This window comes from Bacillus sp. UMB0893, from assembly GCF_002858905.1.
Taxonomy (GTDB): domain Bacteria; phylum Bacillota; class Bacilli; order Bacillales; family Bacillaceae; genus Bacillus_P.
Map to the genome: position 1 here is coordinate 166,597 of NZ_PKLB01000009.1, position 21,889 is coordinate 188,485.

At 38.8% G+C, this 21,889-nt stretch carries 23 protein-coding genes and 1 riboswitch; of the genes, 10 read left to right on the forward strand and 13 right to left on the reverse strand.

The genetic code is table 11. The features are described 5' to 3' along the window. The first annotated feature begins 221 nt into the window (after positions 1–221). From CYJ36_RS19515 to CYJ36_RS24140, 3 genes are all read left to right on the forward strand, one after another. On the forward strand, positions 222–848 hold the full coding sequence (locus CYJ36_RS19515; RefSeq protein WP_257962552.1) for a PadR family transcriptional regulator: 627 nt from the start codon (positions 222–224) through the stop codon (positions 846–848). A 265-nt stretch (positions 849–1,113) separates the two neighbouring features. Then, entirely contained in the window at positions 1,114–2,652 is a 1,539-nt protein-coding gene (locus CYJ36_RS19520) for an MDR family MFS transporter (RefSeq protein ID WP_101569027.1), read from the forward strand. Positions 2,653–2,678: 26 nt separating this feature from the next. Then, on the forward strand, positions 2,679–2,894 hold the full coding sequence (locus CYJ36_RS24140) for a hypothetical protein (RefSeq protein WP_101568927.1): 216 nt from the start codon (positions 2,679–2,681) through the stop codon (positions 2,892–2,894). Position 2,895: 1 nt separating this feature from the next. Here the strand turns inward: CYJ36_RS24140 and CYJ36_RS24535 are convergent, their stop codons facing one another. Continuing rightward, positions 2,896–3,459 carry a peptidoglycan-binding domain-containing protein gene (locus tag CYJ36_RS24535; RefSeq protein WP_101568928.1) on the reverse strand — a complete coding sequence of 188 codons (564 nt, stop codon included), beginning with the start codon at positions 3,457–3,459 and terminating at the stop codon, positions 2,896–2,898. Between the two features lie 522 nt (positions 3,460–3,981). Between CYJ36_RS24535 and CYJ36_RS23880 the strand changes: the two genes are divergently transcribed. Then, positions 3,982–4,119 carry a hypothetical protein gene (locus CYJ36_RS23880; protein WP_180850483.1) on the forward strand — a complete coding sequence of 46 codons (138 nt, stop codon included), beginning with the start codon at positions 3,982–3,984 and terminating at the stop codon, positions 4,117–4,119. Between the two features lie 142 nt (positions 4,120–4,261). Then, positions 4,262–4,546, forward strand: a complete 285-nt coding sequence (locus CYJ36_RS19535) for a hypothetical protein (protein ID WP_101568929.1) — start codon at positions 4,262–4,264, stop codon at positions 4,544–4,546. Between the two features lie 108 nt (positions 4,547–4,654). On the opposite strand, the gene CYJ36_RS19540 is transcribed toward CYJ36_RS19535, so the two are convergent. From CYJ36_RS19540 to CYJ36_RS19570, 7 genes are all read right to left on the reverse strand, one after another. Further along, complete coding sequence (locus CYJ36_RS19540; RefSeq protein WP_224773273.1) at positions 4,655–5,050, reverse strand: SRPBCC family protein; 396 nt, start codon at positions 5,048–5,050, stop codon at positions 4,655–4,657. Positions 5,051–5,157: 107 nt separating this feature from the next. Continuing rightward, positions 5,158–6,027, reverse strand: coding sequence for a cation diffusion facilitator family transporter (locus CYJ36_RS19545; protein ID WP_101568930.1), 870 nt, complete (start codon positions 6,025–6,027; stop codon positions 5,158–5,160). Between the two features lie 268 nt (positions 6,028–6,295). Beyond that, entirely contained in the window at positions 6,296–7,294 is a 999-nt protein-coding gene (gene bioB, locus CYJ36_RS19550) for a biotin synthase BioB (RefSeq protein ID WP_101568931.1), read from the reverse strand. 307 nt (positions 7,295–7,601) lie between these two features. Continuing rightward, positions 7,602–8,486, reverse strand: a complete 885-nt coding sequence (locus tag CYJ36_RS19555) for a foldase protein PrsA (RefSeq protein ID WP_180850485.1) — start codon at positions 8,484–8,486, stop codon at positions 7,602–7,604. Between the two features lie 298 nt (positions 8,487–8,784). Then, the gene (locus CYJ36_RS19560; protein WP_101568932.1) at positions 8,785–9,810 is read right to left on the reverse strand and encodes a DnaD domain-containing protein; all 1,026 of its coding nucleotides are present in this window, start codon (positions 9,808–9,810) and stop codon (positions 8,785–8,787) included. Between the two features lie 98 nt (positions 9,811–9,908). Next, positions 9,909–10,376 (reverse strand): NUDIX hydrolase, encoded by a 468-nt coding sequence (locus tag CYJ36_RS19565; protein ID WP_101568933.1) that lies wholly within the window; start codon positions 10,374–10,376, stop codon positions 9,909–9,911. Positions 10,377–10,479: 103 nt separating this feature from the next. Beyond that, positions 10,480–10,863 carry a hypothetical protein gene (locus tag CYJ36_RS19570; RefSeq protein ID WP_101568934.1) on the reverse strand — a complete coding sequence of 128 codons (384 nt, stop codon included), beginning with the start codon at positions 10,861–10,863 and terminating at the stop codon, positions 10,480–10,482. A gap of 421 nt (positions 10,864–11,284) precedes the next feature. Between CYJ36_RS19570 and CYJ36_RS19575 the strand changes: the two genes are divergently transcribed. Beyond that, positions 11,285–11,773, forward strand: a complete 489-nt coding sequence (locus CYJ36_RS19575) for a GNAT family N-acetyltransferase (protein WP_101568935.1) — start codon at positions 11,285–11,287, stop codon at positions 11,771–11,773. A gap of 95 nt (positions 11,774–11,868) precedes the next feature. Here CYJ36_RS19575 and CYJ36_RS24150 read toward each other — a convergent pair whose 3' ends face one another. Further along, a complete protein-coding gene (locus CYJ36_RS24150) occupies positions 11,869–12,027 on the reverse strand; it encodes a DUF6157 family protein (RefSeq protein ID WP_219621132.1) in 159 nt (52 codons plus the stop codon). A gap of 287 nt (positions 12,028–12,314) precedes the next feature. After that, positions 12,315–12,479, forward strand: a riboswitch (M-box (ykoK) riboswitch). Positions 12,480–12,704: 225 nt separating this feature from the next. Between CYJ36_RS24150 and CYJ36_RS19585 the strand changes: the two genes are divergently transcribed. The 4 genes from CYJ36_RS19585 (at position 12,705) to CYJ36_RS19600 (ending at position 18,111) form a co-directional block, all read left to right on the forward strand. Further along, positions 12,705–13,676: a magnesium transporter CorA family protein gene (locus tag CYJ36_RS19585; protein WP_101568936.1), complete on the forward strand. Its 972-nt coding sequence runs from the start codon at positions 12,705–12,707 to the stop codon at positions 13,674–13,676. 142 nt (positions 13,677–13,818) lie between these two features. Further along, on the forward strand, positions 13,819–15,195 hold the full coding sequence (locus CYJ36_RS19590) for a sigma-54 interaction domain-containing protein (RefSeq protein WP_101568937.1): 1,377 nt from the start codon (positions 13,819–13,821) through the stop codon (positions 15,193–15,195). An 86-nt stretch (positions 15,196–15,281) separates the two neighbouring features. Continuing rightward, the gene (locus CYJ36_RS19595; protein ID WP_101568938.1) at positions 15,282–16,625 is read left to right on the forward strand and encodes an aspartate aminotransferase family protein; all 1,344 of its coding nucleotides are present in this window, start codon (positions 15,282–15,284) and stop codon (positions 16,623–16,625) included. Positions 16,626–16,695: 70 nt separating this feature from the next. Beyond that, a complete protein-coding gene (locus tag CYJ36_RS19600; RefSeq protein ID WP_101568939.1) occupies positions 16,696–18,111 on the forward strand; it encodes a sodium:solute symporter in 1,416 nt (471 codons plus the stop codon). A 100-nt stretch (positions 18,112–18,211) separates the two neighbouring features. Here CYJ36_RS19600 and CYJ36_RS19605 read toward each other — a convergent pair whose 3' ends face one another. The 4 genes from CYJ36_RS19605 to CYJ36_RS19620 are packed head-to-tail and all read right to left on the reverse strand — an operon-like array spanning position 18,212 to position 21,607. Further along, positions 18,212–18,856 (reverse strand): ABC transporter permease, encoded by a 645-nt coding sequence (locus tag CYJ36_RS19605; RefSeq protein WP_101568940.1) that lies wholly within the window; start codon positions 18,854–18,856, stop codon positions 18,212–18,214. A gap of 5 nt (positions 18,857–18,861) precedes the next feature. Further along, positions 18,862–19,764: a glycine betaine ABC transporter substrate-binding protein gene (locus CYJ36_RS19610; protein WP_101568941.1), complete on the reverse strand. Its 903-nt coding sequence runs from the start codon at positions 19,762–19,764 to the stop codon at positions 18,862–18,864. 28 nt (positions 19,765–19,792) lie between these two features. Beyond that, positions 19,793–20,440: an ABC transporter permease gene (locus tag CYJ36_RS19615; RefSeq protein ID WP_101568942.1), complete on the reverse strand. Its 648-nt coding sequence runs from the start codon at positions 20,438–20,440 to the stop codon at positions 19,793–19,795. Further along, on the reverse strand, positions 20,441–21,607 hold the full coding sequence (locus tag CYJ36_RS19620) for an ABC transporter ATP-binding protein (RefSeq protein ID WP_101568943.1): 1,167 nt from the start codon (positions 21,605–21,607) through the stop codon (positions 20,441–20,443). Between the last annotated feature and the right edge of the window lie 282 nt (positions 21,608–21,889).

A 21,889-nucleotide genomic window follows, 5' to 3' on the forward strand; every position in this document is an offset into this window, starting at 1 on the left:
CCTATCCAGTTAACAGCATTAAAAAGGCCCTTCCCTTAGTGAAGAAGCGCCTTTCTTTAACTGAATAAATGTAATTGATTCCCGTTTATCCATTACGTTTATTTGATCATAATGATAATCAGGTAAATCTTTTATTTCTTCATTTGACATTCCCTTATTACATAAAAATGAAATTTACATCTTATTGAATTAGTTATATTAATAATAGTAATATTATGACTATGAAAAATCCAATAAAAAAATCACCCATTGCTTTAGCTATACTTTGTCTCTTAATTGAAGAACCTATGCACCCTTATCGAGTGCAACAGCTCATTAAAGAGAGGGGGAAAGATGAAGTTATTAACGTTCGCCACCGGACAAGTGTCTATCAAACCATCGATCGTTTGCATCGAGACGAAGCCATTGCCATCCAAGGAAAGAAACAAAATGAAGGGAAACCGGATCTGATTGTATATGAAATCACAGATGAAGGTCGAAAAGCTGCGTATACTTGGTTACGGGAAATGCTTTCTGCACCTAAACAGGAATTTTCAGAGTTCCCTGCTGCCGTTTCCTTTATCGTGCTTTTAACACCTGAAGATGCGGTGAAGGAATTAATAAAACGAGCAAGCGCTATTGAAGACACATTGGCTCATATCGAAAACCAGTTTCAGATTGCAACAAGCAGGGAGATTCCTCGCTTGTTTTTGCTTGAGATCGAATACCAACGTGCTATGGCAGTAGCTGAATTAGCTTGGATCCGATCTATTATCAATGAAATCCAAACAAAACAGCTTCACTGGGATAAGGAATGGTTACGCGAGATAGCAGCATACCTAGCCTCTAAAGAAAAAAAATCGACCTGATTCGTTTGGTTGTTTCAAGGATTTCAGTGAGATTGTTTCCTCGAACCTCCTTAGTGTTTATGGGGGTGCCAATTTCCAATTTCAGAACTTAACGTTTATGAAGGATAATGAACACACGTACATTTTGCAATTTGAAGAATCAATTGGGATTGGAGCAGGCTGTGTTGCTTATGGCTTAAATAAACCAAATATATCTGCACCACAAGATACATTGGATTCTCATAGCTGGAATTCAAAGTTTACATTGAGAGAGGAATTAAGAAACATGAAAGCAAAACAAGGAAATTTGAAGATTGTATTGGCAGGTCTTTTACTAGCGATTTTGATGGCGTCAATGGACAACACAATTGTAGCTACCGCTATGGGGACCATTGTTGGCGAGCTTGGAGGTCTCGATAAGTTTGTATGGGTAACATCCGCCTATATGGTGGCAGAAATGGCAGGAATGCCGATTTTCGGCAAACTGTCAGATATGTTTGGACGCAAGAAGTTTTTTATATTCGGGCTAATCGTCTTCTTAATTGGTTCGATTTTGTGCGGCACAGCTGAAAGCATTACCCAGCTTAGCATCTATCGAGCGATTCAAGGAATTGGCGGCGGGGCACTTATTCCAATTGCTTTTACGATTATGTTTGATACCGTTCCAGTTGAACAGCGCGGCAAGCTCGGTGGATTATTTGGAGCTGTGTTTGGTTTATCAAGTATTTTTGGTCCATTGTTAGGTGCCTATATTACAGACTTTATAAACTGGCAATGGGTGTTTTATGTAAATATACCTTTAGGTCTTTTAGCTTTTGTATTTATCGTTTTCTTCTATAAAGAATCACCTGTTCACTCAAAACAAAAAATTGACTGGTGGGGCTCCGTTACATTAGTTGGAGCCGTTGTCAGTTTAATGTTTGCGTTAGAGCTCGGCGGTCATAAATATGAATGGAATTCTGGAATGATAGTAGGTTTGTTTACCATTTTTGCTGTATTGTTTGCTGGATTTATTTTTATAGAAAGAAAGGTAACAGATCCAATAATATCGTTCCCAATGTTCAAGGTTCGCTTGTTTTCCACAAGCAATCTCTTAGGTTTGTTAAGCGGTATGGCATTCATTACAGCTTCCGTATATATACCCATTTACATTCAAGGTGTGCTTGGAGGGACCGCGACTAATTCGGGGCTCGTTCTGCTCCCTATGATGCTGGGTTCTGTCGTCTCTGCTACTACCGGCGGTTTTTTGATGAATAAATGGAGCTACCGTAAGATTATGATTGTCTTTAGTGTGTTTTTTACAGTAGGCATGTTCCTTTTAACTACATTAACACCAGATACAGGAAGATTCTTGGTTACACTCTATATGATACTGACAGGCCTTGGAATAGGGGCTACTTTTTCTGTCTTAACCAACGCGGCAATCCATCATTTTGAACCGTCACAGCGAGGCTCTGTTAACTCTACTGTCTCTTTTATACGCTCGTTGGGCATGACACTTGGAATTACCGTTTTCGGGATTATCCAACGAAACGAATTTTCCGCTAAACTGAATGATATTTTTGCAGCAATGGGACAAGATCAGGGACAAATGTCCAATAATCCAGCGTTTACGGATCCACGTGTCTTGCTTGCACCTGAAGCTCGAGCTGCTATCCCGCCAGAGGTCTTAAACAAGATTACGTCAGCTCTCTCTACTTCCATCACTCAAACGTTTTTGTGGGCGCTCATTCCTACAGCTCTGGCATTTATTATAGCGATAATGATGAGCAAAGAAAAATTAGAATCCTCTGTAGAATATCAGAAGACTGTGAGTGAAAATTGATTAGGTTTTTGCTTAAATAATAATAAATGCTGCTAAAAAACCTGTTGATCTCAACAGGTTTTTATTTTTTGCAGAATGCCGATTCAGTCATTGCAAAAGCTCAGGCGCCTTGGTCAGCGCAGATAGATCCTTTACTGACCCATGAATTAGACGCCAGAGCAGAAAACTTTGTACTCCTATCGAAAAAAAATATCGGTTTTCTTTCCTTAAAAATCCCTATCAAAAAAGTCTCCAAAGCTTAGACTATTCTTCATAATTAAAGAGAATGTCCCACGTTTGCGGTCCGACAATTCCGTCTACTTTCAGCCCGAATTTTTTCTGGAATTCCTTTACTTTAAGCTGAGTGTTCGGTCCGAAAATACCATCAATTTTAATCGATCCCCCAGCATCATTTAGACGAGCTTGGATGTGTGTAACATTTATGCCCCGATCCCCAATTTTAATGACATAACCAGGATAAGGAAATGCGGTATGATAGAGTGCTGTCCAAGTAGAGGGTCCTACTATCCCATCTGCATTCAAATGTCTGCGCGTTTGAAATTCTTTGACCTTTTTAAGTGTTATCTGTCCAAATATGCCATCTACATAAATTGGGACATTGTTTTTGTTGAGCTGGGTTTGTACTTTTCTCACTTCAGATCCTCGATCCCCGTATTTAATGACATGTCCCGGGTAAGGATCACCCGCGGCTTTTACTTCATGAGTGGATTTGGAGCTCGCTGATGCTTCTGTCATTGTCGAAGGCAGTGCTTGAAAGGCTATAATTCCAGCTGCTGACAAACAGATAATGGTTTTTATTAATCTCATACTTTTTCCTCCTAAATATTTATATAAATCATCAACCGTGACTTTTACTTATCTGATACCTTGAGAAAGCGATGTGAATATGTGAAATTGATTTCCTCATAAGTTCCCCCTCTCAAATTCTTTTTTTATAAAACACAATTATTAAACTCAGTGAGAATGGAAAAAGTTTCAAATTTATTAAATTTAGTTAGATTTTTTAATTTTTCCTCTTGCTCTCTCGAACGCAACCTCATTTAAGTTGACAAGTCCACAAGTTCAAATGTGATCTAAAGCAATATTTAATGCAATGAAATAAAATATATAGCACATACCTTTGGAAATTATGGAAAATCTAGATAGTGGGTAATGAATTGATCTAGTTAGGATAAAGGAGGCTTTCAGGAAGAGTGAAAATCGAAAATTTTGCCAATGCTGAGAAAGTAACTTAACAGGAATTTCCTGATAGACCTGCCTGTATGAAACGCATGATTAAACCATCAGAAGTTCATATTAAGATAAATACATTTGAAAGGAGTTATCTACTTGAAAAAGCAAGAAAAGCAATATGAAAAGAATACTGAAGATAAGCAAAAAGAGTTTCAATCCATTCATACGAATTCGAACAGCGAAAACATGCAGCCCGTTCCCCAGCCCAAAGATTTTGAAGAAATAGAGTATTAAAGGAAGGGTAAACCCTACCTAAATGCGTGCCATCGAATAGAAGATATGTTTTATCACTTAAAGATAAAATACATATTATCATTAAAATCGGGAAATATAAGCAAAGATTTACAATTAAAAACATGAAGGAAGGGACACTACAATGAATAAAAAATGGTTTAACGTACTAACAAGTGTATTTTTCTCTGCTCTGCTATTAGTTGGATGTAATGTGAATGATCAGGATCCTGCACCACCTGAGGAAGACCAAAATAATGAAACAGAAAATGCACCAGAGGAAGAACAAGGTAATGATACGGAAAATTTACCGGGTGTCGATGAAAATGATACGATGAACAAGGATGATGAAGAAAATGCCGAAAAAGATCCAGAGGATCCAGTTGAAGATCCAGAAGATATGAACGATAAAGATCGGCAAGACGACTAACATAAATATGAAAGATGCTTCAAATCCTATTATAGGACCAAAAAGGAAAGCCCCATCTTTGGATAGGGCTTTTTTTTTGTAAAATTTTAATTGTCACCTAAAACCCTATTATTTATAAGGTATTTCCTTTCCTTCTACCAGGGCTTTTAAGTTTTCTAAAGATGCATCAAAACCTCCCATATTCATTGTAACTTTTGTTCCATTGGCCACTTCTTCTAATAAAATCGATATAAGAATCTGCTGTGTGTCCGCATAAAAGGAAAACTCTTCATATGTACTCACTTTCTCAATCGTTAAAAACATTGGAAGTTTCTCTTTTAAATTATTATGGGCACTAGGCATTAACGTGAAAATGATTTTCTCCCCAACCTTCAGATCAGGAATGTCCCAAGGTGAGCCAGGTGCATACCATTGTGAAAGTTTATCTTCATCAGTGACAGCTTTCCAAACTGTTTCTTTATTCCCATCAATCCAAACAGAACTTTTAATTTCAGTATTATCCATCACTCATACCTCTTTTTATTTGATTTCATTATTGTTTTTATTTAATAAAATATTCCAGAAAAAAACATTTGAGGTAATTATTTTTAAGGTTCATTATAGATGCTGATTTAATTCGGCTCAACATGCACGTGCACATTGTACACATTGTGCTTTTTCATTAGTATATTTTCAACTTTTGTCGAGATATCATGAGCGTCACGAATGTCCAAATTCGAATTTACAAGTATGACAATATCCACCACTGTATTGTTTCCGTAGTTTCTTGCTTTAATTTCTTTGACTCCTTTAACACCATATAAAGAAAGAGTCGTTTTTTTAAAAGATTGAATCTCTTCTTCATCAAAACCATCTGTTAAATGATGGGAGGCATCTCTGAAAATATCCCAGGCTGTTTTGCAGATCAGCAAACCGACAATAACCGCTGCCACTGGGTCAAGCCAAGGAAGCGAGAATTGTGAGCCTATTATTCCTGCAGCAATTCCGATGCTGACCCATGCATCTGACAGGTTATCCTTTGCTGCTGCAGTGACAGCCTGACTATTGATCTTTTCTCCAAGCTTTTTATTATAGCGATAAACGAAATACATAATGATCGCACAGAAAATTCCTGTCCATGCCGAAATCAAATCAGGCGACTCTTGTTTTCCCTCGAAGACAGATAAGACAGCACCATATAATACTTGAAGTCCAACAGCCATCATAATAAATGAAGCGACAAGGGATGCCACTGTTTCCGCCTTCCAATGACCATATGGATGATCTTGATCAGCAGGCTTTTGAGAGAGCCTTAGCCCAATGAGTACCGCAATTGATGCTATTATATCTGTTGCATTATTTAATCCATCCGCTTTCAATGCTTCGGAATTAGCTGAATAGCCAATAATCAGTTTCAGTGCAGAAAGACTCAGGTAAGCAATAATGCTTATAATCGCCCCGCGCTCTCCCATTTTCAAATCCGCATATTTTTGTTCTTCCATACGTTAGATCCTCCACTTTTTCATTCCTTGAACATCTTACCAAGTAAGGATTGAGTGGGTCTATAGCAACCTTTTTTCATCATACAACAAGAGTAACGAGTGTCAAAAAAAGTTTACTCCGGTTAACTTTTCTTCCTTTTCGCAAGTCGAAAAAACCTCTACTAAAATAGCCATTAGAATGGAATGTTTTTCATCCTGTACATCTACTTAAATTAATTCGCGGCCTTTAAAAAAAAATGGTCCCTCCTCATACAGGAAGGAACCATTTTTATACTGTCAGCGCCTCATTTTCTTCAAAATCAAACTCTACTTCAAATCCTAAATCCTTCAGCATTTCATGGTCACTCGTGCTTTCCTGACCTTTCGTTGTTAAATAGTCCCCAACGAAAATAGAATTTGCAGCATACAGACCAAGCGGCTGCAGGGAACGGAGATTAACTTCACGTCCACCTGAAATGCGGATTTCTTTTGTCGGATTCATGTAACGGAAAAGCGCCAGAACTTTTAAGCAATAGCGCGGATCCAAGTCATCCGTTCCTTCAAGCGGCGTGCCATCAATCGCATGCAGAAAATTTACTGGTATGGAGTCTGCATCAAGCGCTTTTAAGCTGTATGCCATGTTGACAACATCTTTCTTTGTTTCTCTCATGCCAATGATAACGCCTGAACAAGGCGAAATACCTGATGCCTTCACTGCTTCAATGGTTTCGATGCGGTTATCGTATGTATGTGATGTAGTAATCGATTCATGATGCTCTTTTGACGTATTGATATTGTGGTTGTAGCGGTCGACTCCTGCCTCTTTTAAACGTGAAGCCTGGTTTGGTTTTAATAGTCCCAGACACGCACATACTTTTAGTCCATATTGATCTTTAATGTCTTTTACTGCTGATACAACAGTGTCCAATTCTTTTTCAGAAGGTCCTCTTCCGCTTGCGACAATACAATACGTTCCTACCTTGAGGTTGTATGCTCTTTCTGCTCCTGCAAGAATGCTCTCTCTGTCCATCATCCGGTATTTTTCTATCGGAGCCGCTGATATGCTGGACTGTGAACAGTATCCGCAATTTTCAGGACATAGACCTGATTTTGTATTGATGATCATATTCAGTTTTACTTTTTTTCCATAGTAATGCTTTCGGATTGTAAATGCACCGTGCAGCAGGCTTAAAAGTTCATCGTCATCCGAATTTAAGATATTCAAAGCTTCTTCTTCATTTATTTCTTTTCCATCTACCACTTCATTTGCAAGTGTTAACCAGTCCATGTTCATCCCTCCATCAATTCCTTCTCTTCAATGGTAAAGAATGGAGGTGTTTTCTGTCAACTTGTTTTTATTTTTAGTTAACTTAAAAATGTACTATTCAATACGAATGAGCGTTTACTTTCTGAAATGGATCATTTACTTTCCAAAATGCTTCTGTTATTAGCGCTTTTTTTTACAGTGAGGCGGTTTTTCTGCTCCATTCACCAGCTTTGAAAACCCTGTAAATATTTTCCGTTTTGAGAGGAATACTTTCTTTTATCCAGTTCCCTTCAAGTAAGAAAAAAAGAGGAGCACCTCTCCTCTTTTCTCAGCCCTCAAGTGTATTTTTTATATCATATTCCTCTTTTTTCTTTTCAAGCCATGTCGTGTAGGCTGTCTGCATTTTTTGATCAAATAGTGTTTCTTTTATTTCTTCTTTTTTGTCTTCATAAACAGCTTCGGCTGCTGCTTTTTTCTCTTCAAATTTGATAATGTGATAGCCGAATTCTGTTTTGACCGGTTCGCTGATCTCTCCTTCTTTCATTGCGAAAGCCACTTCTTCGAATTCAGCAACCATTTCACCTTTTGCAAAGAAACCTAAGTCTCCGCCGTCTTCACTATTAGACGTGTCTGTTGAATATTCTTTCGCAAGCTCTGCAAAATCGCTGCCTGCGTTCAGTTTTTCTTTCACTTCTTTTGCGGTTGCCTCATCTTCTACTAAAATGTGGCTCGCTTTCACTTGTTCAGGCTCCGCATAGCTCACTTTATTTTCTTCAAAATGCGTCTTCATCTCATCATCAGAAATCGAAATTTCCGGTTCAAGGAGCTTTTCTATTTTCAGATTCGTTTCGAGATCTTTTTTTACATCTTTCACTGTTCCGCCGTTTGTTTCCAGCTGCTGGTTAAAGGCTTCCTCGCCTCCATAAGAGTCAACAACAGATTGATATTCTTCTTCAACGGCATCGTTAGAAATTTTGATGTCATTCTTATCGGATTCCTGTTCGATGATTTTTTCAGTTATTAAGTAGTCAACCAGCTGAGTTCCGCCTTGGTCCATTAGTAAACCATAAAGGTCGTCCTTGCTTATTTTTTCACCATTCACACTTGCAACTGCTTCATCATTAAAAGAAGCAGATCCCCAGCCGACAGCAATGCCAATGATCGCTGTCAGCAGAAAATAATAAGTCACCTTATTTTTCAAAACGTTTTTCATACGTAATCTCCTTTGTATCTGACTTTCTTTTTCAAACCATCTTTTGCTGAACATGATTCTTATCTTATCGTTCAAATATGAATAAACTATGAACAATTCGAGAAGAAGCTATTAAATAATGGCTGTGTCCGCATTGATTGTTGCTTTGCGTATGGTTTGCAAATGCACTAAGTTCTGGGTCGTGCTCTTTTCCTAGAATATGCAGATACAGGACTTATTTGGACGCGTATATACTGTGAATAATCCAAAATCCGATTTTTTTCTGACTAGCGAAAGCAACAATGTTTACGAAAAGAGCCTAAACAAATGATTCAAAAGCTGCGTCCTCATCCTCTCTATTCATATATCGCTCTATTCGATCCCTGAGGACATTTATATCCTCATCACTTTGATCTTTTGGCGGATTCTCGTACGAGTTTTCAACTAGCCACTCAGGAACAGGCTCTTTTCTGATCAATTTTGGCTGATATCTCTTTGTTCTCCTCCGTTCTTGCAGATCCCATACATCTTGGAGTGTTTGGATGTTCGCTGATTTCCAATTGGCTAAAACGGTATCTGCGTATTTCCATGTAATTGCATGATAGGAGATTGCTGTCTTAAGTGCCTCAATAATGATGGTATCGTCAAAAATACTTTGCCAGTTTCTAATTCTTTCAGCTATGTATGGTTTACATTCTCCAAAACCATTCTCTTCAAAGAAGACTATTATTCTATTCTCTTTTCTTTTAGTATTATTAGTATTATTTAGTATAGAGCTGCTCACTTTGTCTTTTTTTGCTGATCTTTTTGTGCATGGGTCGTGATCATTTTGTTCTTTCATTGTGATCAATTTGTCTATTGGTTCTGATCTTTTTGTACGTGAATCCTGATCATATTGTTCTCTAATTGTGATCATTACGTCTGCTCGATTTGTAACTGGAAGCTGATCATTTTGTTCACCTATACTGTTCATTTTGCGATCTATATTACCTGTGTGATTATTTTGCTGCGTGTCATTGATCATTTTGTCCAGCACTTCATAGTTGATTCTGTATCTTTTTGTTTGAGGCCCAAACTGTTTTTTATGTATGGAAACAATAATCAGCTTTTGTTTTTCCAGTTTAAGCAATGTTCGTCTAATCGTAATCATCGATAAAAATGGAAACTGCTTATGTAGACCTTCATGTGTATAGCAAATCCACTTTTCACTATCTATCGTGATTGCCGATTTTTGCAGCCAATAATGAAACTGCTGCAGAATAATGCTTTCTTTCAATCCTACCTGTTTTGCTAAACTTGGCTGCACCATCATTGAATGTTCACTTATTAATAGATTTGATCTCATTATGTCACCCTCTGCCTAATATTCTCATCATACTGTTATAGCTCTCTATGCAGGATCGGGTAGCAAAAAAAATTACCCCGCAAAAAGAGAGGTAAGTTTTATCGAACATAGTATTCTTTTCGGTTAGATAATAAATCATCAAACACCATTTTTTGTTCGTTCCATATTGCTGGCAGATTTTCTAATGGGAAAAACTTCAGCTGCAGGGATTCTGAATTATTTTGATTCAGCTCTCCTTTAAAATCAGTACACGTAAACATAATCTTCACGAGAGCAAATTGATCTCCATTTGCTAAAACACGTTCATGCTTTACACCTGAATAAATTCCGAAAAAGTTCATTTCTTCTAATTCTAGTCCTGTTTCCTCAAATACCTCTCTTCGCGCCGTATCTTCTACAGTTTCTCCAATTTCCATAAAACCGCCCGGGTGGCCCCATTCGTTGTTATCCGAACGCAGCTGCAGCAATAACCTGCCTTCTTTATCAAAAACAAATACGCCGGACGCCACCATGATGACTTTTTCATGTCCTACCATTGATCGTAAATACGTTATGTAATCCTGCATGTTAAAACTCCTTTGTATTGTCTAATAATTGTTCATATTATTGCATGAAACAATTTTTTAACATTTTACCATACCAAAGAAAAATCAGCTTTGTAAGAGCTGATCAATTCATCCTATGTCTAAAATATCTAAATAATTTTCTGATTATAAAAATTAAAAAAACAATGGCAAGGATGTTAATGAGCAACCCAAGGAAACCTCCGAAAAATCCCAAATTCCCGAGCAGTCCCCCAAGAAGAAGTCCAGCAATTCCTCCATACAGCAGCCCTCTCATAATGCCTCCTCTGGCAGCATTGTTCCTTCTATTGCTGAAATTAGAACGAGGCTGATTTTGTCGTGTGTCAGGCTGATTAAAGTTGCTGCGCCGTTTTCCTCCCTTGAAGGATTTTGCACTTACATAAGAAGTTTTATTTTCAAAAACACTGTCACCTACTGGAGTTAACATAAGCGAAGCCATTAATACGAGCGATACTAAAATTTTCATCATCATCTGATTCTCCTAACATGATTCGGTCTTTCACCGTAGCAGGATTATTATTTCCTTGTAAAAGTGAACCATTCAGATTTTTATCAGGAGAACTGTCTTATATGGTGCTGTTCCTTTTCTTTTCGTTTGGCTCTTTTCGTAAAGTTTGCTGCTTTTAAAGAAATGGTAAAAACCTTTAGTGGATTGTAGCGGAAGGCACTTGACTCCTGCGGGAGATAGTGGGGAATGGGAGACCACAGGCATTGCCGAGGCTCAAATCCCTCACAGCGGAAAGCAAGTGCCTGCACCGAAAATCCACGGGTTATATTTATAACCAAAACAATAATCAATGCGAAAATTGCCGTTTGTTTTAATAGGCTGCTATCCAGGTTTATTTTGTATTAAAATAATAAATAAGCTTTTTATGTCTGGAGGATTTTGAATGAAAGTTGAGTTAAGAGAATTATCCTCTTCAGATGGGATGGATATCCTTGAAATGATGAAAGAAATTGGACCTGGTGAAAATGGTTTTTCGAATCATCATCATAATATGAAAATAGAAGATTTCCCCTCTTATCTGGAGGCAAACTTAGCGATGGCAAAAGGGGAGAATCTAAATCCGGCACTCGTCCCCCAAACAACCTACTGGCTGCTGATTAATGATCGGCTTGTAGGGATTGGTAAACTTAGACATAGACTTACAGAAAAACTGAGGAAATCAGGGGGTATCCGCCCCTCTGAAAAGAGAAAAGGATACGGAACGATTTTGCTGCGTGAGATTTTAGTGATGGCAAAAGAAAAAGACTTAAACCATTTACTTCTTACATGCACAGAAGAAAATGCTGCTTCTCGAAGAATTATTGAAAATAATAATGGAGTGCTTGATGAAATTAAGGATGGTAAATGTAAATATTGGATCTCGTTCCCATGAGTCTATGCTAAATCAATGGCATTTCTCTGCAAAGAAATGCCGGCAAGATACCAGCTCTAATAATTGGGCTGCTTTTGGCATTGAAATCCTTTTTTTCATTCATTTTTCCTGCTGTTTCTCATTGCATTTAACAATTTCAAGTCTCCATCTTTCTGTTCCATGAATTGCTTGTACTCTGGGGATTCTATCCCATAAAGAGCAATTTTCCCTGCTTCATCAAAATGAAATTCCCACCCGTATTTTTTTGGAAGCATCGAAGCTATAAGGCATGCCTGAGACTTTTGAAAAACAGCTCGTCAATGATTTGAGCCCCTCTGTCTTCAAGTACTTTCTGTGATATCTCTTTGTGTTATTGGACTTTTAGAATCAGACACTGCTTTTCCCCTTACAATCATTGTCATTAATACTGCCGAATAATTCTCTATCATTTTGAAACTCCCTCCATAAAGCGGAATATATGTAAAATTAAATTGAAGGAATTCTAGCCATAAAAAATGGTTTGACATAGAATGGTTTATTTCATATAGTGACAATAGTTAGATAAGTCTTCTGTTAGGTGAGGCTCCTGTATAGAGATACGCTGCTGCCCAAAAATGTCGAGAGACGCCAATGGGTCAACAGGAAAAATCGGATTAAGGTTTTTCTTAACGCAGCTGGTATGAACCTATGCTATGCAGTGCTAAAACTCAAATCAAGGGGAGACATTTAAAGCTTGCTTATTTTCTGCTTTTTATGACTCCTTTCATATGACAGGGGTCTTTTTTATGGAGGTGAGGAAATGATGGACACAGATGACCCAAACTCGGCAAATGATTACAGGAACATCACAAGCATGAGGCAACCAGTGTGCACCAGTTCCTCTTTTACCGACAAAGAAGACCTAAGCAGACACGATTGCTTCGTAAAATAAACTTTTACGGGGTGTATATGAATGATTAAAACTTATCTTTATAAAAATGATTCACAAGAAATGATCGCAGATATAAAAATGGATCAAATTAACAACCATTTAAGCCATTCTGACAGTTTGTTATGGATTGATATGTATGATGTACAGAACCGTGAATTATATGAAGTGGCAAAAATATTTGATTTTCACCATCTTGCTATTGAGGACTGCCTTCATGACAGCCCGCGGGCAAAAATGGATAACTACGAGGATTATAAGTTCTTCGTCCTTCACGCCCTCAGCTATAACGAGGAAAGTGATAACGAAATTACTACGTTAGAATTAAATGTGTTTGTAGGACCTAATTATGTGGTGACCATCCATAAGCACAAGTTAAAATGGCTTGGACAAATGGATGCCATTTGCTCCAAACACATTAAATATATGAATAAAGGCGCTGACTTTCTTTTATACACGCTGATTGACGGAATAACAGATGAATATTTTCCAATCCTTGACCGTATTGGAATTCGAATCGATGAATTAGAGGATGAGATTTATGATGAAGAAATCCGCGGGGTGACTGAGGAATTCCTTGCCTTAAAACGAACCATCATCTTAATTCGAAGAGTCATTCTTCCGCAGCGGAGAATCTTTATTAATGTAGACGGGAAATGGAAATTTGATATTAGAGAAGAAAATGTCCCCTTCTTTACAGATCTAATCGATCATTTAGAGCGCATTGTTGATTCAACAGAGACATTTAGAGATTTAGTGAATAGTGCTCTCGATACTTATTACTCTATCATTAATGCGAAATCATCAGAAAAATTGAATGTCCTGACTCTTATTTCAACCATCATGCTCCCATTAACGTTCGTGACAGGCTTTTTCGGAATGAATGTCCCGCTGCCCTATCAAGACTCACCTTTTGCAACGATTATTATCTTTTCGTTTCTTATTCTTTTAACGTTCGGCATGTGGAAATATTTTAAAAATAAACAGCTCTTATAAAAATGACGACAGCAAATTTGCTGTCGTTTTTTTTCATAGTATGAAATCAAGCAGAATCCTGCTATAATTATTCGGAAATGAATAATTATTCAAAATTGAATAATATTTCTTATATTCATTCAATGAAAGGATCGGTGCACACATGACCTCTTCCAGCACTTGGAATGAAAACGAACAAATTCTTCATTCACTCAAGGATGATATTCTTGTCACGAATTTGGATGGAATTATTTTAAAAGTGAGTGTGTTCACTGGTAAAATCTATGGAGTTGAGTCTGATAGTTTAATTGGAAAATCTGTTTACGACCTTGAGGCACAAGGTTTATTCACCCCCATTCTGACTCCGATGGTGGTGAAGGAAAAGAAAAAAATCACCTTTGTCCAGACAACAAATAAAGGGAAAAAACTTCTCGTTACCGGAATCCCTGTATATAACGAAGATGGAGAAATGTATAGAGTTGTCAGCTATTCACACGATATCACGGATCTGGCCGACTATAAAAATTTCCTGATCTCGATGGAAGAAGAAATGGAACGGGTAAAAAGCGAACTGGATCTCCTTCGGGGAAAACAGCTCTATGATTCTGGAATTATTGCAAATAGTGCTGAGATGCAGAAGGTCATCAGCACGTCTCTTCAAGTATCAGAAGTGGATGTGAATGTTTTGGTACTAGGAGAATCAGGTGTAGGAAAATCCCTGCTCGCAAAATTTATACATAACAAAAGCGATCGAAAGAAAGGTCCATTTATTGAAGTGAACTGCGGTGCCATTCCTGATTCCTTATTTGAAGCTGAGCTATTCGGGTATGAATCAGGCGCGTTTTCGGGAGCTAATCAAAAAGGGAAAATCGGTCTGATCGAGCTGTCTCATGGCGGAACACTTTTTTTAGATGAGATTGGTGAACTTCCGCTGACCCATCAGGTAAAAGTATTAAAGGTCATCCAGGAAAAACAGTTTTATCGGGTTGGCGGGACAAAGCCAATCCATGTTGATTTCAGGCTCATTTCTGCTACGAATAAAAATTTGGAACTGGCCATTAAAGATAAACTGTTTCGGGAAGATCTTTATTTCAGATTAAATGTTGTGCCGATCACCATTCCCCCGCTCCGCAAACGGACTGAGGACATAGTCCCTTTCATTCACCTTCTTTTAAAACAATTTGAAGAGAAGTATAACAAGGAAAAGAAACTGGATGAAGCTGTCATTCATCACCTCCTGCATTATGATTGGAAAGGAAATGTCCGTGAATTGATCAATATTCTGGAACGGTTAGTTGTCATTTCTCCTTCTACTCTAATTACGGTAGAGCAGCTGCCGGAATATATACTAGAATCAGTTTCACCTGCTGCTATTCCTTTAGATCAAAATCAGTCGCTGCCAGAAATGATGGATGATTTGGAAAAACAAATTCTTTTAAAAGCAAGAAAAAAATATAAAACGACCATCCGAATGGCCCAAGCATTAGGCATCAGCCAGCCATCAATTGTTAGAAAAATGAAAAAACATCAAATTCTCTAGCATTCTTGGCATAGTTCTTGCAAGTAGTTGTAGTATAAGTAAATTATTTTCTCATCACGATGCAAGAATGAACTAGGAGGAGTCTTATGGAGAATAATTGGAATCACCTCGTTGAAGAAATGCCGGATTTATTAGCGCCAAGCATGGCAAAGGACCATCCAAATCTTCCTGTAGTAAAGGCTGAAGGCTGCTATTATTACGGGTTGGATGGTAAGAAATATTTAGATTTCACATCTGGAATTGCAACTGCCAATACAGGCCATCGGCATCCAAAAGTCGTACAAGCCATCAAAGACGCAGCAGACCAGCTGATGCACGGTCCGTCAGGTGTCATTATGTACGAATCAATCCTTAAGCTTGCAAAAGAACTAAAGCTTGTCCTTCCTGAAAATCTTGATTGTTTTTTCTTCGCCAACAGCGGAACGGAAGCGATTGAGGGAGCTATTAAACTAGCTAAGCATGTCACAAGAAGACCTTATGTTGTTTCTTTCATCGGCTGTTTTCACGGACGATCGCTTGGCGCATTAAGCGTGACTACATCAAAAAGCAAATACCGTAAATTTCTGCAGCCAAATGGACTCGCGTACCAAGTCCCATATGCCGATGTGAAGGGATGTCCAGCAGGTGCTGACCCTGAAATCTATTGCACAGAGAAATTGGAAAAGGATTTTGAAACACTATTTAACCATCAAGTGACACCAGAAGAAGTAGCATGTATGATCGTTGAGCCAGTACTAGGTGAAGGCGGATATATTGTACCTCCAAAAGGATGGCTGAAAAAGATAAGAGAAATCTGTACAAAGCATGGCATTCTGCTCATCTTTGATGAAGTCCAGACAGGCTTCGGACGAACTGGCGAATGGTTTGCAGCTCAAGCGTTTGATGTGACACCTGACATTATGGCGATTGCAAAAGGGATTGCTTCTGGTCTTCCTTTGAGCGCAACAGTTGCTTCTAAGGAATTAATGAAACAATGGCCGCTTGGCAGTCATGGCACCACCTTTGGAGGGAATCCTATCGCATGTGCAGCAGCACTTGCAACAATCGAAGTGCTAAAGGAAGAGAAATTAATCGAAAACTCCAAAAACATGGGTTCCTATGCTCTTGAGAAGTTAAGACTTTTGCAAAGCTCCTCTCCTGTTATTGGAAGCGTTCGTGCAATCGGTCTGATGATCGGAATTGAAATTATTGATCCATATACCGGCAAACCGGACGGAGATGCACTTATGACGATTTTAGACCGATGCCTGGAGAAGGGTGTTCTCTTTTATTTATGCGGAAACCATGGTGAAGTCATCCGTATGATCCCGCCGCTTACAATCTCGAAAGAAGAAATAGATCAAGGCCTGCAGGTCCTCGAAGAATCCGTTTATGAATATCAAATCAAGCTTCAAGCAGAGCGAGGTCAGATTTTACAAAATACGAAATAAAACGATGAAATGGAAAAAACATTAATGAAAACGCTATCATTATTTTTATCATTAAAAGGAGGTTATTCACATGCAACTGCTGGACACTCTCGTGGTTTTAATGTATTTTGCTGTATTGATTGGTGTAGGCATTATCGGTTCTAAAAAGGCGAAAACATCGGAAGATTTTAACCTTGCCGGCCGTAACCTGGGCATGTTTATGTATCTGGGCTGCCTCTCCGCTGTTATTCTCGGAGGTGCGGCAACCATTGGAACGGCTAAGCTTGGTTATGTATATGGAATCTCGGGTATCTGGTTTGTGACCATGATTGGACTTGGCATTATTATTTTAGGTACTATTTTCATTAAAAAGATCGATTCATTAAAAATAACAACCATCAGTGAGCTTCTTGGAAAGAGATATACATCAGAAACACGACTTCTCAGTGCAATTGTTGCTGCGATCTATACTCTTATGGTGGCTGTTACTCAAGTGATTGGAATGGGAACGATCATTAATGTGCTTCTCGGCTGGAATATCACGACTTCTATGCTTGTCGGCGGAGGAATCGTGCTTTTCTATACCATTCTTGGCGGTATGTGGAGTGTAACAGTTACAGATATCATTCAATTCGTTGTGATGACAATCGGAATCTTTTTCATCATGCTCCCTATGAGTATTTCAAAAGCAGATGGCTGGGGAAACCTAATGGCTCAATTGCCTCAGACTCACTTCCATTTTTCATCGATCGGCTATCAGCAAATTTTTCAATACTTTCTCCTATATGCACTTGGGATGGTCGTGTCACAGGATATATGGCAGCGGGTATTTACAGCAAAATCAAATAAAATAGCCAGAAACGGATCTATTTTTGCAGGAATTTACAGCATTGCTTATGCCCTGGCAGGAAGCATCATTGGAATGTGCGCTTTTATCGTCATTCCTCAAATTGATAATCCACAGAACACTTTTGCAACAATGGCTCTTGAAATTCTTCCGGCAGGTATTTTAGGACTTGTTCTGGCAAGTGTTTGTTCAGCACTTATGTCAACAGCATCTGGTACATTACTGGCATCATCTACACTTATTACGAATGACATTCTTAAGCAATATTTCATGAAAAATATGAGTGATAAGCAGCTTTTAATGGCTTCAAGAGTCACGACGCTGATCGTTGGTTTAATAGCCATTACTTTCTCCATTTGGATACAGGATGTATTAGTAGCACTTGATGTCGCTTATGCTATATTATCCGGTGCTATTTTTATCCCGCTGGTCATGACCTTCTTTTGGAAAAAGGCTACACCGAATGCTGGATTCTATTCCATTTTAATTAGCACAATTGTAGTAATAGGCGGCTTATTTATTAAAGGCATCACAGCAACATCGCCAATTATTTACGGCATGACTTCAGGTTTTATTGTGTTAGTAGGTATTTCTTTACTTACAAACTATAAAAATAAATCAAGTGATGTTAACTACTTAAAAGAAACAAAACAACTATAATAAGAAAAGCGGAAGCGCCCGTTTAGCTCCATTGCCCAAAATTTTATACTTATATTTTCATAAAAACAGATCAGCCCGCAACTCGAGCTGATCTGTTTTTTTATTTAGCTGTCTTTATACTCATTTTTTTCTCCATTCTCCCTAATACGATATCTGCAAGGATGGCCAGCAGCGAAGCAGGAATAGCTCCAACGTAAATGCGCATGTCATTTCTTGAGTTAATTCCTGAAAAAATCTCCCTTCCCAGTCCATCTCCCCCAACAAATGGCGCTAATGTGGCAACACCAATTGCAATGACTGCAGCGATTCGCAGACCTGCCATAATGAATGGCATCGCGAGCGGCAGCTGAACCTTTGTCAGCAGCTGCACATAAGTCATTCCAATACCGTGCCCTGCTTCTGTCAGAGATTTATCTACCTGCTCGAGGCCAACATAAGTATGTCTGATGATAGGCAGCAAGGAGTAAAGAAATAGTCCGATCACAACCGTATAGAAGCCAAGTCCGAAGTAGAGCATCAGCAATGCCAGCAATGCCAGACTCGGAACAATTTGAATGATGTTGGCGACAGATAAAATAATGGGTGCAAGTTTCTTATATCTGCTGCACACGATGCCAAGTAGCGTCCCCACGATAAGTGCAAGGGAAACTCCGATAATCACCATGAGCACATGCTGTCCCGTATATAGCAGCAGAAGATCTACATTCTCCCCCATATAAGTAAAAAGTTCTTTTAAAAATGTCATGTATTTCACTCCGATTCGTTATTCAGGAGGCCTTTTTCCGTTAAGAATTCTCTTGCTACTTCCCGTTCATTGCGGTTTTTAATATCAACTTCGTAGTTTAGCTTTGTAATCGTTTCTTCGTCGATTTCCCCTGTCAGTTCATTCATGATCGGCTTTAGCTCTGGATGTTTTTCCAGCACTTCATTTCGTGCTACCATCGACGCATCATATGGAGGGAAAAATCGCTTGTCGTCTTTTAATGTTTTCAAATCATATTGAATGAGTCTCGGGTCTGTTGAATAAGCGAGAACAACATCTACCCGGTCATTGGCCACTGCTTCATACACTAAATTAATATCCATGGAATAGGATTGTTTGAAATCAAACCCGTAGTGTTTAATAAATGCCGGATATCCATCCTGTTTGCGTTCCATCCAGGAAGAATCAACGCCAAATCTCATATCGGCCTGATCTGTTTTTAAGTCAGATACCTTCTCAAGTCCTTTTTCTTTTGCTGTTTCCTCTTGAACTGTCAATGCATATGTATTTTCCCAGCCAAGCGGATCGAACCACGTAAAGTCATAATGCTTATCAAAGCCTTCTTTTGCCTGCTTCAAAACCTCTTTACGGTCTGTCGTTTGCTTCACAGGAAAAAAATTGCTGAAAATGACTCCTGAATACATAAGTGCCATATCCAGGTCATCCCTGCTCATTGATTTTAAAATCATTGGATTTGATAACAGGTCAGGTGTAATATCCACTGCTAAATCTGTCCGGTCTTCTATCAGTTCTTTATAAATTGCTGCCATAATCTTTGTTTCCGTATAGGTTGCGGCACCGATTTTAATCGTTTCTTTTGAATTGCAGCCCGCCAAAACAGCGGTAAATGCCATCAAAATAAGTGCTGGTATGATGATTGCTTTCCTCATTAAATTTCTCCTTGTGATTCCTTTATTTCTATGCTGTTAGTCCATTTCTTTTTTTGCTGAAAAATCCTAATACGACATCGACGATAACTGCTAAAATAATCGCACTGATTGTTCCTGTAAAGATCAGAAAATTATCATTGTTTGACATTCCCGCGATAATCAGGTCTCCCAGTCCGCCCGCACCAATCAGGGCAGCGAGCGTTGTCCAGCTGATAATATAGACAGTTGTTAAACGGATGCCAGATAAAATATATGGAAAGGCAAGCGGCAGCTCTATTTTAAACAGACGCTGAAACGTGCCAAATCCCATTCCTCTTGCAGCTTCAACAATGCTGCCATCCACTTCTTTTATTCCTGAATACGTATTGCGCAGAAGCGGCAGCAAGGAATATAAAAAGAGAGCAAAAATGGCAGGCTTCATGCCAATGCCCATCAATGGAATAAGCATCGCAAGCAGAGCGATGGTCGGAACTGTCTGAAATACATTCACTAGTCCAAAGACAAAGCTATTTAAAGGGCCTTCTTTCACTCTGGTCAGTAAAATACCTGTTGTAATCGCAACGATGCAGCCAAATAAAACAGCAAGTCCAACAATGGTCAAATGCTCGCCTGATCTGGCCAAAATATCTGGATACCGCTCCTGAAGAAAAGTAAAATAGTCTTGGATGACTTTCATTTAGACCACCTCATCTGCATAAGGAAACACTTCTGCCATTAAACGGACCATGCTTCCTCTAGTGATGACGCCGACAAACTTCCCGTTCTCGCCTACTACCGGAACGTATGGCAGATTGTGCTGACTCATCAAATCCAGGGCCACTGTAAAAGGACTGTCAGAAGGAACGGTAAATGAAAATGGCTGCATGACATCTCTAAGCATTTTCGTTTCATCTCGGTATTGACCTAAAAGATTTAATATCGGAGCATAGCCAAGCAGGTTTCTCTCGCGGTCAATCACAATCAGTGAATCCACTCGTCTTTGCTCCATAATCTTAAGTGCAGCTGCAAGTCCCCTTTCAGGATAAGCTGTCGCAGGGTTATCAATCATCACTTCATTCACAGTCGGAATTTCATCAGCGTCAATTGAAAAGCCTGTTTCATTAGCAGTATGCTCTTTTAATCGTTTTTTTCCGATAAATTCTTTCACAAAATCATTGGCTGGATGCCTTAGTATCGAGTCCGGCGATCCTGTCTGAATGACCTCTCCATCCTTCATCAAGATAATGTTATCCGCAATTTTGATCGCTTCGTCCATATCATGTGTGACAAAAACGATTGTCTTTTTCAAATCCTCCTGCAGATTCACGAGCTCTGCCTGAAGCTGGTCACGGCTAATCGGATCAAGTGCGCTGAATGGCTCATCCATCAGAATGACATCAGGCTCTGCAGCAAGCGCCCGGATGACACCAACGCGCTGCTGCTGTCCACCGCTCAGTTCACTCGGGTACCGATTGCGATATGTATCAGGTTCTAAATTCACCATAGAAAGCAACTCGTTTACTTTATGGTTTGTCCGCTCTTCCTCCCATTTCAGCAAACGCGGCACGACTGCCACATTGTCTGCTATTGTCATGTGAGGAAAGAGGCCAATGCTCTGAATGACATAGCCGATTTTTCGGCGCAGTTCAACAGGATTCATTTTTGAAATATCCTCATTATTTATGTAGACACTGCCATCTGTTGGTGTGATCAAACGATTGATCAGTTTCATCGTTGTGGACTTCCCGCATCCGCTCGGTCCAATCACAACATGTATTTTTCCTGCCTCTAGTTCTAGATTGATATCCTTTAACGCTTCAAAGCCATCCGGATATTTTTTTGATATGTTTCTAAGCTGAATCATTAAATGTCTCCTTCTCTATCTGTAATACGATTGTTTTTTTCCACTGTATTTTATTCCCTCATGAAAAAGATTTAAAACATTCTTTTTTACTTTTTGTCAGTTCATTGTATTCCATTCGCTTCCTTCTATTAAATTTACTAGTAACGTAAAAATATGAACAATTAGAATAACGAAAGCACCCAATTTGTAATTAAATATAATGCCACATTTACAAAAAAGATCCCGGAGAAATAAACTCCGGGATCTTTCTTGGTAATTAAAGTGCTATTAATACATTATCCT

What these genes read in the sequence shown, in the direction of transcription:
- CYJ36_RS19575 (WP_101568935.1), top strand. Translation starts at nt 11,285, where the DNA reads ATGAAAGTTGAGTTAAGAGAATTATCCTCTTCAGATGGGATGGATATC.
- CYJ36_RS24535 (WP_101568928.1), bottom strand. Translation starts at nt 3,459, where the DNA reads ATGAGATTAATAAAAACCATTATCTGTTTGTCAGCAGCTGGAATTATA.
- CYJ36_RS19605 (WP_101568940.1), bottom strand. Translation starts at nt 18,856, where the DNA reads ATGACATTTTTAAAAGAACTTTTTACTTATATGGGGGAGAATGTAGAT.
- CYJ36_RS19570 (WP_101568934.1), bottom strand. Translation starts at nt 10,863, where the DNA reads ATGATGAAAATTTTAGTATCGCTCGTATTAATGGCTTCGCTTATGTTA.
- CYJ36_RS19600 (WP_101568939.1), top strand. Translation starts at nt 16,696, where the DNA reads ATGCAACTGCTGGACACTCTCGTGGTTTTAATGTATTTTGCTGTATTG.
- CYJ36_RS24140 (WP_101568927.1), top strand. Translation starts at nt 2,679, where the DNA reads ATGCTGCTAAAAAACCTGTTGATCTCAACAGGTTTTTATTTTTTGCAG.
- CYJ36_RS19595 (WP_101568938.1), top strand. Translation starts at nt 15,282, where the DNA reads ATGGAGAATAATTGGAATCACCTCGTTGAAGAAATGCCGGATTTATTA.
- CYJ36_RS19615 (WP_101568942.1), bottom strand. Translation starts at nt 20,440, where the DNA reads ATGAAAGTCATCCAAGACTATTTTACTTTTCTTCAGGAGCGGTATCCA.
- CYJ36_RS19620 (WP_101568943.1), bottom strand. Translation starts at nt 21,607, where the DNA reads ATGATTCAGCTTAGAAACATATCAAAAAAATATCCGGATGGCTTTGAA.
- CYJ36_RS19520 (WP_101569027.1), top strand. Translation starts at nt 1,114, where the DNA reads ATGAAAGCAAAACAAGGAAATTTGAAGATTGTATTGGCAGGTCTTTTA.
- CYJ36_RS19515 (WP_257962552.1), top strand. Translation starts at nt 222, where the DNA reads ATGAAAAATCCAATAAAAAAATCACCCATTGCTTTAGCTATACTTTGT.
- CYJ36_RS24150 (WP_219621132.1), bottom strand. Translation starts at nt 12,027, where the DNA reads ATGCTTCCAAAAAAATACGGGTGGGAATTTCATTTTGATGAAGCAGGG.
- CYJ36_RS19590 (WP_101568937.1), top strand. Translation starts at nt 13,819, where the DNA reads ATGACCTCTTCCAGCACTTGGAATGAAAACGAACAAATTCTTCATTCA.
- CYJ36_RS19565 (WP_101568933.1), bottom strand. Translation starts at nt 10,376, where the DNA reads ATGCAGGATTACATAACGTATTTACGATCAATGGTAGGACATGAAAAA.
- bioB (WP_101568931.1), bottom strand. Translation starts at nt 7,294, where the DNA reads ATGGACTGGTTAACACTTGCAAATGAAGTGGTAGATGGAAAAGAAATA.
- CYJ36_RS19585 (WP_101568936.1), top strand. Translation starts at nt 12,705, where the DNA reads ATGATTAAAACTTATCTTTATAAAAATGATTCACAAGAAATGATCGCA.
- CYJ36_RS19560 (WP_101568932.1), bottom strand. Translation starts at nt 9,810, where the DNA reads ATGAGATCAAATCTATTAATAAGTGAACATTCAATGATGGTGCAGCCA.
- CYJ36_RS19610 (WP_101568941.1), bottom strand. Translation starts at nt 19,764, where the DNA reads ATGAGGAAAGCAATCATCATACCAGCACTTATTTTGATGGCATTTACC.
- CYJ36_RS19545 (WP_101568930.1), bottom strand. Translation starts at nt 6,027, where the DNA reads ATGGAAGAACAAAAATATGCGGATTTGAAAATGGGAGAGCGCGGGGCG.
- CYJ36_RS19555 (WP_180850485.1), bottom strand. Translation starts at nt 8,486, where the DNA reads ATGAAAAACGTTTTGAAAAATAAGGTGACTTATTATTTTCTGCTGACA.
- CYJ36_RS19535 (WP_101568929.1), top strand. Translation starts at nt 4,262, where the DNA reads ATGAATAAAAAATGGTTTAACGTACTAACAAGTGTATTTTTCTCTGCT.
- CYJ36_RS19540 (WP_224773273.1), bottom strand. Translation starts at nt 5,050, where the DNA reads ATGGATAATACTGAAATTAAAAGTTCTGTTTGGATTGATGGGAATAAA.